Here is a 12,116-nt window from a genome sequence, read left to right on the forward strand (position 1 = left end):
ACCGGGGTTGAGGGACGCAGCCAACGAACCTGCGGCGTGAAAGGCGCAGGTTAAATTACTTTGCGTCGGTTGCCGTTCCATCAGCATGCCAGCTAAAGACGCCGAACTCAAAGCCCTTCAGGTCGCCTTTCTCATTCCAGGAGAGCGGCCCCATTACGGTTTCCACCTGATTCGCCTTCAGGTACTTTGCGATTTCCGCTGGATCGTCAGACTGGTTCAGTCCGGCCTCCAGGGATTGCAGCGCGGCGTAGGTGGTCCAGACGAAGGCCCCGCTCGCGTCCTGCTTCTTCGCCTTAATGGCGTCAACGATCGGTTTGTTCGCCGGAATCTGATCGTAATTCTTCGGCTTCGTCACCAGCATTCCCTCGGCGGATTCACCGGCGATATTGGACAGCGACACATTCGCCACTCCTTCCGGCCCCATAAACCGGGTTTGCAGGCCCGCGGCGCGGGACTGACGCAGGATCTGCCCCATTTCCGGATGGTAGCCGCCGTAGTAAACAAAATCGATATTCTCTTTCTTCAGGCGCGCCACCAGGGTAGAGAAGTCTTTTTCTCCGGCGGTGATCCCGTCAAAGAAAACGACGTTGGCGCTGCCTTTTTTCAGGCCGTCCTGCACCGCACGCGCCAGCCCTTCGCCGTACTGCTGCTTATCATGAATAATGGCAATACGCTGCGGCTTTACGCTTTCAAGGATAAATTTCGCCGCCGTGGGTCCCTGATCCGAATCCAGCCCGGTGGTGCGCAGAACCAGATTGTAGCCGCGCGAGGTCAGCTCCGGTGCCGTCGCCGCCGGGGTGATCATCAGGATGCCCTCATCTTCGTAAATATCGGAGGCCGGCTGGGTGGAAGAGGAGCAGAGATGGCCAATTACATACTTAATGCCGTCGTTAACCACTTTGTTTGCCACCGCCACCGCCTGCTTCGGATCGCAGGCATCGTCATATTTGACCATCTGCAGCTTATTGCCCTTAATTCCGCCCTTCGCGTTAATATCAGCGATAGCCTGCTCAGCGCCGGTAAACTCCTGGTCACCATACTGCGCCACCGGTCCGGACATTGCGCCAACCACAGCGATTTTGATCTCTTCCGCCAGCGCCGACCCGCTCACGATTAAGGCAATACATCCTGCCAGTAACGCTTTACCCTTTATATTCATCCTGAGGCTCCCATTATTGTGGTTATTGCATTTGTTATGATGTTGTTTTTTAGCATATAGCTTTGAACTAAAGCTCACGAATAGCATATTACTGCTATATCACGGCCTTGTTACCGCGCTTTTTCAGCACACTATGCTAAACATACCGTTATTCCACCGGCTTTGGAAAGAGTAAATGATGGATTAAGGAGAGGTAATTCAGAACCAGCAGATGGCTATCTCTCCGTATGCGCGGTGTCAGGATTTTAAGCCACCGCAGATTCTGGCCCGCCCCGTCTCCGGGCACGTCAAAGAAATAGGCTGGCTTGAACGTAGTTCACTACGTCCTGCGCCCTCCGCCTTGATTACGCGCTTCTGGCTCAGCGTCGACGTCACGCCCGGTTAGGGGACACAGCCTGGTGCAGAAGGTGGGTGTGCGTATTAAATAGCCGGGGATTTCAGGCAGAACCGGCGCGGTGGAAAAAGTGGTAAGCCGCGAAAAGCGATAAGAGAAAAGGCGAAGGTATTCATTTCAGCGCATAAAAAAGAGCACCCACGATATGCTCGTTCGGTGCTCTCAGTGCCATCTGGCTGACGGTTTACGTCACGGGATCAGAACGGCTTCGGTGCACTGCGCCGTTATGCTTCGATCGCGGCCCGCAGCTTCTTCATGGCGTTCTTTTCAAGCTGACGCACACGCTCCGCTGAAACGCCGTAACGAGAGGCCAGCTCCTGCAGCGTGGACTTGTTGTCTTCGTCCAGCCAGCGGGCGCGAATGATCTCCTGGCTACGCTCGTCCAGGCCCTGCATCGCATCGGTCAGACGGTTTGCCGCCTGCTCCTCCCAGTTGTCGTCTTCAATGCCGTCGGCAAAGTTAGACGTTTTATCCTGCAGATAGAGCACCGGGGCCATCGGCTGGCTGTCGGATTCGTCGTCGGAGGACATATCAAAGGTCATATCCTGGGCCGCCATCCGCGATTCCATCTCGCGCACGTCTTTGCTGGTCACCCCCAGCTCACGCGCCACCATCTCCACCTCATCTTGGTTAAACCAGCCCAGACGCTGCTTGGTTTTACGCAGGTTAAAGAACAGCTTACGCTGCGCCTTGGTGGTAGCGACCTTAACGATACGCCAGTTACGCAGGACGTACTCGTGGATCTCAGCTTTGATCCAGTGTACCGCGAAGGAAACCAGGCGCACGCCCACTTCCGGATTAAAACGGCGTACGGCTTTCATCAGGCCGATGTTGCCTTCCTGAATCAGATCTGCCTGCGGCAGGCCGTAGCCCGCGTAGTTACGAGCAACGTGAACAACAAAGCGCAGGTGAGACAGGATCAGCGTCTTAGCTGCTTCCAGATCGCCCTGGTAATGCAGCCTTTCAGCCAGCGCCCGCTCTTCGTCAGCCGACAACATCGGCCACGCGTTCGCAGCCCGGATATAGGATTCCAGGTTACCAACAGGGGCTAAAGCTAAATTTTGCATTTCTTTGGTCATTCAAATCCTCTCAGTTTATTGCGGCCGACACCTGATGACGATGCTCAGCAACAGGCGTGCCGGCGTTAACGAGCAATAAAAATATCATCCGTTCTTTTATCAGACAGTGGGCTTATCCACAAGTTCCCGACGGCGCTGTGAATAAATTACGCACAAATTGTGATATGAAATCGAAATAGAGGCAAGCGCCAGCGAGCGCTCTTTCCCTGCGAACGGAATCCATTGCAGGGAAAGAGTATATCACGCTTTTTTTACTCTGGAGTAAAGTGGCGTAAATGTTGAACCGTGGCAAGCCATGCCGCCACCCAGCCGATCATCGAGCAGACCAGCAGCAGCAGCAGGCACTCTTCGAAGGATAACCCGTTGAGATCGAACCGGGTCCCAAAAACCTGCGCCACCTCGGCGACCGCTGAGGAGAGGCGCATCACCAGGATTTCTGACAATATCAATGAAAGAAATGCGCCGGAAAAGCCCAGCAGCGCGCCGCCGTAGAGGAACGGACGCAGAATAAAGCCGTCGGTCGCGCCGATCAGCTTCTGCACGTTAATGGTATCCCGGCGGGCAAAGATGCTCAGACGCACGCTGTTGCCGATTACAAGGAACACCGCCGCCACCATCAGCACCCCGATCATCGCCGACACGCGGCCAACCAGCCCGGTCAGCGTCGACAGGCGGGCGAACCAGCTGTCGTCCATACGCACTTCGTCAATACCGTTGATTCGCGCAATGCGATCGCGCAGGGTAGTGAGCGACTCGGTGCCCTGGAAATCCAGCTTAGGAACGACCACCGCCACCGCCGGCAGCGGGTTCTCCTCCAGCATATCCAGCGCACCGCCGAAGCCGGACCAGTTGCGGAACTCGCCGAGAGCGTCATCGCGGGAAAGATAGTTCACCTTATCCACTCCCTGCTCCGCCTGCAGCTGCGCCACCACCCCGGCCGCCGCGTCATCGTCCAGCGTCTTTTGCAGATAGACGGTAATTTGCGGCGTCGGGTAGTACTGGGAGGCCGCCTGATCGACATTCTTGTAGACCATGTAGCAGACGCTCGGCAGCGTCAGGGAGATGGCGATCACCATTATCGTCAGGAAGGTGGCCAGCGGCTTGCTTTTCAGATCCTGCAGCGCGCCGTGAAAGGCGTAGCGCACCTGCTCGTTAAATACATTGCTCTTTCGCGAGTTCGGTCCCGGCGCGGGCTTCGCGCGTTTTGGTCCGCCGCTGCCGCCCGATTTGCGCAGGCGATCCAGCCGGCCACCAGGCTGTCTGACAGAGTTTACTGCGTCGCGCTTATTCACTGACCACGCCTCCGTGCAAATGACCATCGCTCAGGGTGAGCATGCGGTACGATCGGCTTGAGATCAGCCCCATGTCGTGCGTTGCCATCAGTACCGTCACCCCGACGCGGTTAAACTCTTCAAACAGGCGCAAAATGCCTTCCGACAGCGCTTCGTCCAGATTGCCGGTTGGTTCATCCGCTAACAGTACCGCTGGCTTATTGACCACCGCACGGGCGATGCCCACGCGCTGCTGTTCGCCGCCGGAAAGTTGAATAGGGAAATTTCTCGCTTTGTCCAGCAGCCCGACCTTATCCAGCGCCGCCGAAACGCGACGCCGGATATCCTCACCGCTGGCACCGGCGATGATCAGCGGGATCGCCACATTATCGTAGACGGTGCGGTCCATCAGCAGATGGTGATCCTGGAAAATCATCCCGATCTGGCGACGCAGAAACGGCACCTCCCGGTTCTTCAGGCGGGTAATATCATGCCCGCTGAAGATAATTTTCCCGGCGCTTGGCCGCTCAATTCCACAGATAAGCTTCAGCAGGGTACTTTTCCCCGCGCCGGAATGGCCGGTCAGAAACGCCATCTCGCCCGGCTGCATATGGAAGGTAACGCCCTGCAGCGCTTGTCTCCCGCCGAGATAGGCCTTGCTGACATGTTCAAAGCGAATCATTGTTAATCCTCTCGGGCAAAAAGTGCCTCTATAAAATCGTCCGCCTTAAACGGACGTAAATCCTCGATACGCTCGCCTACGCCGATATAGCGGATAGGAATGCCGAACCGATCGGCCACCGAGAAGATCACCCCGCCCTTCGCCGTGCCGTCCAGCTTGGTGAGGGTAATGCCGGTCAGGCCAACCGCTTCATGGAACAGTTTGGCCTGGCTTATCGCATTCTGCCCGGTGCTGGCGTCGATAGTCAGCATAATTTCATGGGGCGCATCCTCGTCCAGCTTCTTCATGACGCGAACGATTTTCTTCAGCTCTTCCATCAGGTGCGCTTTATTCTGCAGGCGACCCGCGGTATCGGCGATCAGCACGTCGATGCCGCGCACCTTCGCCGCCTGAATGGCGTCGAAAATCACCGAGGCGGAATCAGCGCCGGTATGCTGGGCGATAACCGGAATCGCGTTACGCTCGCCCCACACCTGCAGCTGCTCCACCGCCGCCGCGCGGAAGGTATCGCCCGCCGCCAGCATCACCGATTTGCCCTGCTGTTCGAACTGGCGCGCCAGCTTGCCGATGGTGGTGGTTTTCCCCACCCCGTTGACCCCGACCATCAGAATAACAAACGGCGTCCTGCCTTCGACGTTCAGCGGAGCATCGACTTTCGCCAGAATCTCGCCCATCTCCTCTTTCATCAGGCCGTACAGCGCCTCGGCGTCCTTGAGCTGCTTACGGCTGGCGCTTTCCGTCAGGTTCGCGACGATCTTGCGCGTGGTCTCCACCCCAACGTCGGCGATAAGCAGCTGCTCTTCCAGCTCCTCGAACAGATCGTCGTCGATTTTCTTACCGCGGAACAGGCTGATAAATCCGGAACCGAGATTTTCTTTGGTTTTCAGGAGACTGCGCTTAAGCCGCGCGAAAAATCCCTCTTTGGTCGGCTTTTCCTGCTCCCGCTGCGGTGCCTCTGCTTCGTCATCGGCAAGGTGAGCCACCGTTTCCTGCGCCTGCGCCGCCTCAGCGGCCGGTGCCTCTTCTTCTTCGTCGGCAAGGTCAGCCGCGGCCTCAACGGCCAGCGTTTCCGTTGGCTCTACTTCCGCTTCCGGTGCAGGCTGCGGTGCGTCGACGGTGCTCACGGCTTCCGCTGCCGCCGGCTCCTCTGGCCAGGCCGCCACCGGCGGCGCGTCAAGGATCTCCGTCTCTTCCGCCTGCCGCTCCGCTGTGACGGGCTGCGGTTTTTCACTCTCCTGAACCTGTTCAGTGACCTCTACCAGCCGTTCGGCAAAGGCTTCCGTTTCTTGCTTATCGTGCGCGGGCGCTTCCGCTTCTACGTCAGCGGCCGTTTCAACAGGCGTTTCCGGCAGCTGCTGCTCTTCAATACCCTGCCGATCTTCGGTTTTTTGTTCCGGCTGCTGCTCTTTTTCACCGAAGCCCAGCCAGGAAAAGAAGCCACGTTTTTTTTGTTTTGCCATCTGCGACTACACCCCTCGCGGCGCTATATACATGGAAGCCTAAAAAATGATGAAATAGTCTATCACTGATACCCAATGAATTTCGAGTTGCGTCAGGACGACGCAATCAACGGTAAGCCTGTGCGCAACGAATTTATACGGGCGGGTCAGTCTTCCGACGAAACGGCCAGCATAGCGCGTCGGCTCAGGCAACCGAAAACGCAGCGGGTTAACTTAATTTATATCACCGCCCGGCGTAACGGCGGTTTGAGCATGGAAAATGAAAAAAGCAAATCACTCAGGCAGCGGCCAGATCCGCATCATCGGCGGACAGTGGCGGGGCCGCAAACTTCCGGTTCCGGACAGCCCCGGCCTGCGCCCTACCACCGATCGAATACGCGAAACGCTGTTCAACTGGCTGGCACCGGTGATGGTGGACGCCCACTGTCTGGACTGCTTTGCCGGCAGCGGCGCGCTGGGGCTGGAGGCGCTCTCCCGCTACGCCGCCAGCGCCACGCTGCTGGAGAGGGATCGCGGCGTCTCGCAGCAGCTGCAAAAAAACCTTGCTACGCTAAAAGCAGGCAACGCCCGGGTCGTCAACGCCGATACGTTGACCTGGCTGGCCCAGCCGGGCACGCCGCACAGCGTGGCATTCGTCGATCCACCGTTTCGCAAGGGGCTGCTGGGTGAAACGCTGAATCTGCTGGAAACCCACGGCTGGCTGACGGAAGAGGCCTGGATCTACGTTGAAAGCGAAGTGGAAAACGGTCCGCCGCCCGTTCCCGCAGGCTGGTCGCTGCATCGCGAAAAGGTTGCCGGCCAGGTCGCCTGCCGGCTCTATCGGCGTGAGGCGCAAGGAGAAAACGATGTTGATTAACCTGGGGCGTTTGCTGATGCTGTGCGTCTGGGCGTTTTTGCTGCTCAACCTGATGCAGCCGTTCCCTCGCCCGCTAAATATCTTTGTAAACGTCGCGCTGGTGTTTATGGTGCTGATGCACGGCCTGCAGCTGGCCCTGCTGAAGGCTACCGTGCCAAAAGAGGGGCCTCAGCTCACCGCCGGTGAGAAGATCCGTATTTTTCTGTTCGGCGTCTTCGAACTGCTGGCCTGGCAGAAGAAGCCCGGCCTTAAAAAATAGGCCCGCTCGCGGCGGGCGGCCGTCTTACCGTTCCGTCGCAAAGTCGACAAAGCGCGATCCTTTGTAGCTCAACGTCCCCTTCTCCCCCACCGTCAGGGCGTGGTACTGCTGCGCCTCCAGGCGGAAAGTCTGCGGCAGGCCGCCCGCCAGCGGCTTAAAGCTCGCCTCATAGCGCATACTGCTGCCCGCCGGCGTCACCTCCTGCTGGCGCGAGCGCCTGTCGTTAACCGGCTTTTCCCGCTTGCCGCTGACCGTCACCTGCTTTTGTTGCAGCGGCGCGGCGTCATTCACGGCTTTTTCCCGCCGCTGTGCAACCAGGCGCAGGGAGGCGGCAATCACAATTAAGCCTATGATAATAATCAATAAAACAGGTGGTTTACTCATCCGTTGCCCCGCTCTGATAAAGTGAAATGAAGCATACCCCGCCGGGAATAAAGTTGTCATCAGACACCGTCGGCCTCTACACTGAACGTCAGGGCCGCGAGCATTCCGCTTGCGAAAAAATAACGAATTCAAGGAACTAAAATGCTTTGGTCGTTTATCGCCGTCTGCCTTTCCGCATGGTTATTTGTAGACGCATCATACCGTGGACCGGCGTGGCAACGCTGGGTCTTTAAACCCGTCACGCTGTTACTCCTGCTTTTACTGGCCTGGCAGGCCCCCATGTTTAACGCCATCAGCTACCTGGTGCTGGCCGGTCTGTGCGCCTCGCTGCTGGGCGACGCGCTGACGCTGCTGCCCCGCCAGCGCCTGCTGTACGCCATCGGCGCGTTTTTCCTCTCGCACCTGCTTTATACCATCTACTTCGCCAGCCAGATGACGCTCTCCTTTTTCTGGCCGCTGCCGCTGGCGCTGCTGGTGCTCGGCGCGCTGCTGGTGGCGACGATCTGGACGCGGCTGGATGAGCTGCGCTGGCCGGTGTGCACCTTCATCGCTATGACGCTGGTGATGGTATGGCTGGCCGGGGAGCTGTGGTTCTTCCGCCCCACCGCCCCGGCGCTCTCCGCGTTTATCGGCGCATCGCTGCTGTTCCTTGGCAATATCGTCTGGCTGGGCAGCCACTATCGCCGCCGCTTCCGCGCCGATAGCGCCATTGCCGCCGCCTGCTACTTCGCCGGGCACTTCCTGATCGTCCGCTCGCTTTATCTGTAATATCACTTGACTCTGGAGTCTACTCCAGAGTGTATCCTCCGGTTAATGAGTAAATTGTCATCAACCGGAGGATGCCATGCCATCGCCCGCTAACCACGGTAAAAAACCCCCACAGTTTTCATCCTTCAGGCCGGCTCCCGCGCCGCAGAAGGCCGACGCCTGCTGCTGTGAAAAAGCGTGCGCAACGCCGGAAACCATCGCCGACGCGGAAAGCGGCACGCGCTACGCCTGGAAGGTCGTCGGAATGGACTGCGCCGCCTGCGCCCGCAAGGTTGAAAACGCGGTGCGCCAGGTCAGCGGCGTCAACCGCGTACAGGTGCTATTCGCCACCGAAAGGCTGGTGGTGGATACCGAAAGCGACGTCCGTCAGCGCGTCGAAAGCGCGGTGCGCAGGGCGGGCTACACGCTGCGCGATGAACAGGCTATGGCAGTTGCGCCCGAGTCCCGGCTGAAAGAGAACCTGCCGCTTTTAATACTGATGGTGATGATGGCCGTCAGCTGGGGGCTGGAGCAGTTCGCGCCCCGCCCCGGCCAGCTGGCCTTTATCGTCACCACCCTTGTGGGCCTGTATCCGATCGGCCGTCAGGCGCTGCGCCTGCTGAGGAGCGGCAGCCTCTTTACCATTGAAACGCTGATGAGCATTGCCGCCGTCGGCGCGCTGTTTATTGGCGCAACGGCGGAGGCGGCGATGGTGCTGCTGCTGTTTACGATCGGCGAGCGTCTGGAGGGATGGGCCGCCAGCCGCGCCCGCAAGGGGGTCAGCGCGCTGATGGCGCTCAGGCCGGAAACCGCCACCCGCCTGCGCGGCGGCGAGCGCGAAGCGGTCGCCATCGACGCCTTACGGCCGGGCGACATTATCGAGGTGGCGGCGGGCGGACGCCTGCCCGCGGACGCCCGGCTGGTCTCCGCCTTCGCCAGCTTCGACGAGAGCGCCCTGACCGGCGAATCGCTGCCCGCTGAGCGCGCGGCGGGCGACAGAGTTCCGGCTGGAGCCACCAGCGTCGACCGGCTGGTCACCCTTGAGGTGCTTTCTGAACCGGGAGCCAGCGCCATCGACCGCATTCTGCGGCTGATTGAAGAGGCCGACGAGCGCCGGGCTCCCGTCGAGCGCTTTATCGACCGCTTCAGCCGGATCTACACCCCGGCGATTATGGCCATCGCCCTGCTGACAGCGGTGCTGCCGCCGCTGCTGTTCGCCGCCCCCTGGCAGGCGTGGATCTACAAGGGGCTGACGCTGCTGCTGATCGGCTGCCCCTGCGCGCTGGTGATCTCCACGCCGGCGGCCATCACCTCCGGGCTGGCGGCGGCGGCCCGGCGCGGCGCGCTGATTAAGGGCGGAGCGGCGCTGGAGCAGTTGGGCCGTATCACCCAGGTGGCGTTCGATAAGACCGGCACCCTGACCGTCGGCAAACCGCGCATTACCGCACTTTGCCCGGCGGAGGAGGTTGACGAGACGGCGCTGCTGGCGCTGGCGGCGGCGGTTGAGCAGGGGGCGACGCATCCGCTGGCCCAGGCCATCGTGCAGGAAGCCCAGACGCGCGGGCTGGCGATTGCGCCCGCCGACGCGCAGCAGACGCTGGTCGGCGTCGGCATCGAGGCGCAGGTTGACGGCGAGCGGGTGCTGATCTGCGCGGCGGGTAAACGGCCTGCCGATGCGTTCGCGGCTAAAATCGAGGCGCTGGAAAGCGCCGGACAGACGGTGGTGCTGGTGCTGCGTAACGATCGCCCGCTCGGCGTTATCGCGCTGCAGGATACCCTGCGCGAGGACGCCCGCGTCGCCGTCGACGAGCTGCACGCCCTCGGGGTGAGCGGGGTGATCCTCACCGGCGATAATCCGCGCGCGGCGGCGGCCATCGCCGACGCGCTGGGGCTGGAATTCCGCGCCGGGCTGCTGCCGGAGGATAAGGTCGGGGCGGTAACCGCCCTGAACGCCCGCTCGCCGCTGGCGATGGTCGGAGACGGCATTAACGACGCCCCCGCCATGAAGGCCGCCGCCATCGGTATCGCCATGGGCAGCGGCACCGACGTGGCGCTGGAGACCGCCGACGCGGCGCTGACCCACAACCGGCTGCGCGGCCTGGCGCAGATGATTCGGCTGGCGCGCGCCGCTCACGCCAACATCCGCCAGAATATCGCCATCGCGCTGGGGCTGAAGGGGCTCTTCCTTGTCACCACCCTGCTGGGGATAACCGGGCTGTGGCTGGCGGTGCTGGCGGACACCGGGGCGACGGTGCTGGTCACCGCCAACGCGCTGCGCCTGCTGCGTAAAGCGTAACGGGTCGGCGGCTTACGGCTACTGAACGTCAGCAATCGCCTTCATCAGCTCCTGGTGCTTATCGCCGTATCGGGCGCGCACCGGCTCGGTGGCTTTAATAAAATAGCTTTTGTCGATGTCATGGAACTGCACGCCGCCCGCCTTCATCTTCGCCAGCGCATCCTGGGTATAGGCCTCCCAGAGCTTGCGCTGTTCAAGCTGCGCCTCGCGCGCCAGGGTTTTAATCCGCTGCTGCTCCCCGGCGCTCAGCTTATCCCACTTCACTTTTGAATAGAGCAGCACCTCCGGGGTAATGAAGTGTCCGCTAAGGGTGTAGTGCTTCGCCACCGGCATGTAGTTATGGGCCACGAAGGTCGGCGGGTTATTCTCCGCCCCGTCGATCACCCCGGTCTGCATACCGCTGAAGACCTCGCTCACCCCCATCGCCACCGAGTTGGCTCCCATCGCCTTCAGGGTATCCAGCGCTACCGGGCTGCCCTGCACGCGAATTTTCATGCCGCGAAGATCCTCCGGCTTAACGACCGGATTCTTGGTGATCAGATTTCGGGTGCCGGAATCCATCCAGCCGAGGAACACCAGCCGCGACTTCGGGTTGTTGGTCAGCTTATCGCCGATGCTCTGGCCAATCTCCCCGTCGATAACCTTATGCATATGCGCCTCATCGCGGAAGACGTAGGGCAGCGTAAAGACCTCAATGTCCGGCAGAATGGCGGCCACCGGAGCCATCGATACGCGGATCATGTCGATAGCGCCAATCTGCGCCTGTTCGATCATCTGCTTCTCATCGCCCAGCACGCCGCCGGGGAAGGTTTTAATCTCCAGCTTGCCGTCAGTTTGCTGCTTCAGCTTTTCGCCCATATGCTGTACCGCCACCACGTTAGGGTAGCCCACCGGATGAACGTCGGCCGCCTTGATGACCTGGGCAAAAAGCGTGTGGGAATACAGCAGGGTGGCCGTAGCCAGGCACAGCGAGGCCGCGAGCGGCTTTATTGTTACGTTCATGGGTTAGCTCCAGAGGTCAACGGGTAGCGTTAAAACATTGTTTTAGTTTTACGCTTAAAACGTAGTCGACGGTCTGCAGAGCGTAGGTGAAGCGGCTCACAAAAGCGGGAAAAGATAAAACGGCGGTTCAGAACTGCGACGCCGGACGTATCGCGGAGGGGCGGCGGGCGGCCCCTATCGTCCTTTACGCACCAGGTAACGGTACGGCAGGGTATCCGTCTGTTTCGCCACCAGCTCGTGCTCCATAAAGGTACAAAAGCCGGGGATGTCGCGGGTGGTGGCCGGATCGTCGGCAATAATCAGCAGCGTTTCACCGCTTTGCATACCGCGCACGGTTTTACGCACCATCATCACCGGTTCCGGACAGCGCAGCCCCAGCGCGTCCAGGGTATGGTCGGGGGAGGAAAACAGATCGCTCATCGTTATCTCGTTCAGCCAAAAAACGGCCCTAGTTTACGCCCGGATCGCCGTCAGGCCAACCGGGTTAACGATTGCGTGAAAACTGGCCATTGCAATATCGTTGCAAA

General features: G+C 60.0%; 12 protein-coding genes. 4 read left to right on the plus strand and 8 right to left on the minus strand.

Annotated elements, in window-relative coordinates; all coding sequences use genetic code 11:
* Positions 1 to 55 precede the first annotated feature (55 nt).
* The 5 genes from GJV78_RS03875 to ftsY all read right to left on the minus strand — a co-directional run bounded on the left by GJV78_RS03875 (position 56) and on the right by ftsY (position 6,045).
* Positions 56 to 1,159 (minus strand): branched-chain amino acid ABC transporter substrate-binding protein, encoded by a 1,104-nt coding sequence (locus GJV78_RS03875; protein WP_155107096.1) that lies wholly within the window; start codon positions 1,157 to 1,159, stop codon positions 56 to 58.
* Positions 1,160 to 1,777: 618 nt separating this feature from the next.
* Positions 1,778 to 2,632 (minus strand): RNA polymerase sigma factor RpoH, encoded by an 855-nt coding sequence (gene rpoH / locus GJV78_RS03880; protein WP_155107097.1) that lies wholly within the window; start codon positions 2,630 to 2,632, stop codon positions 1,778 to 1,780.
* A 251-nt stretch (positions 2,633 to 2,883) separates the two neighbouring features.
* The gene (gene ftsX / locus GJV78_RS03885) at positions 2,884 to 3,924 is read right to left on the minus strand and encodes a permease-like cell division protein FtsX (RefSeq protein WP_167519363.1); all 1,041 of its coding nucleotides are present in this window, start codon (positions 3,922 to 3,924) and stop codon (positions 2,884 to 2,886) included.
* Positions 3,917 to 4,585: a cell division ATP-binding protein FtsE gene (gene ftsE / locus GJV78_RS03890; RefSeq protein WP_155107099.1), complete on the minus strand. Its 669-nt coding sequence runs from the start codon at positions 4,583 to 4,585 to the stop codon at positions 3,917 to 3,919. Before ftsE ends, ftsX begins: the two co-directional genes overlap by 8 nt.
* Positions 4,586 to 4,587: 2 nt before the next feature.
* Entirely contained in the window at positions 4,588 to 6,045 is a 1,458-nt protein-coding gene (ftsY, locus tag GJV78_RS03895) for a signal recognition particle-docking protein FtsY (protein ID WP_155107100.1), read from the minus strand.
* Positions 6,046 to 6,304: 259 nt separating this feature from the next.
* Between ftsY and rsmD the strand changes: the two genes are divergently transcribed.
* The gene (rsmD, locus tag GJV78_RS03900; protein ID WP_155107101.1) at positions 6,305 to 6,901 is read left to right on the plus strand and encodes a 16S rRNA (guanine(966)-N(2))-methyltransferase; all 597 of its coding nucleotides are present in this window, start codon (positions 6,305 to 6,307) and stop codon (positions 6,899 to 6,901) included.
* On the plus strand, positions 6,891 to 7,160 hold the full coding sequence (locus tag GJV78_RS03905; protein ID WP_155107102.1) for a DUF1145 family protein: 270 nt from the start codon (positions 6,891 to 6,893) through the stop codon (positions 7,158 to 7,160). Before rsmD ends, GJV78_RS03905 begins: the two co-directional genes overlap by 11 nt.
* 24 nt (positions 7,161 to 7,184) lie before the next feature.
* Here GJV78_RS03905 and GJV78_RS03910 read toward each other — a convergent pair whose 3' ends face one another.
* Entirely contained in the window at positions 7,185 to 7,544 is a 360-nt protein-coding gene (locus GJV78_RS03910) for a DUF2500 domain-containing protein (RefSeq protein ID WP_155107103.1), read from the minus strand.
* Positions 7,545 to 7,685: 141 nt separating this feature from the next.
* Here GJV78_RS03910 and GJV78_RS03915 point away from each other — a divergent pair, with 141 nt between their 5' ends.
* Together GJV78_RS03915 and zntA are read left to right on the plus strand one after the other, a co-directional pair.
* Positions 7,686 to 8,312, plus strand: a complete 627-nt coding sequence (locus tag GJV78_RS03915; protein WP_155107104.1) for a lysoplasmalogenase — start codon at positions 7,686 to 7,688, stop codon at positions 8,310 to 8,312.
* A 76-nt stretch (positions 8,313 to 8,388) separates the two neighbouring features.
* Complete coding sequence (gene zntA / locus GJV78_RS03920; protein WP_155107105.1) at positions 8,389 to 10,587, plus strand: Zn(II)/Cd(II)/Pb(II) translocating P-type ATPase ZntA; 2,199 nt, start codon at positions 8,389 to 8,391, stop codon at positions 10,585 to 10,587.
* Between the two features lie 18 nt (positions 10,588 to 10,605).
* On the opposite strand, the gene GJV78_RS03925 is transcribed toward zntA, so the two are convergent.
* Entirely contained in the window at positions 10,606 to 11,589 is a 984-nt protein-coding gene (locus tag GJV78_RS03925; protein WP_155107106.1) for a TRAP transporter substrate-binding protein, read from the minus strand.
* A gap of 174 nt (positions 11,590 to 11,763) precedes the next feature.
* On the minus strand, positions 11,764 to 12,009 hold the full coding sequence (tusA, locus tag GJV78_RS03930) for a sulfurtransferase TusA (RefSeq protein ID WP_155107107.1): 246 nt from the start codon (positions 12,007 to 12,009) through the stop codon (positions 11,764 to 11,766).
* Between the last annotated feature and the right edge of the window lie 107 nt (positions 12,010 to 12,116).

This window comes from Intestinirhabdus alba, assembly GCF_009711095.1.
GTDB lineage: Bacteria > Pseudomonadota > Gammaproteobacteria > Enterobacterales > Enterobacteriaceae > Intestinirhabdus > Intestinirhabdus alba.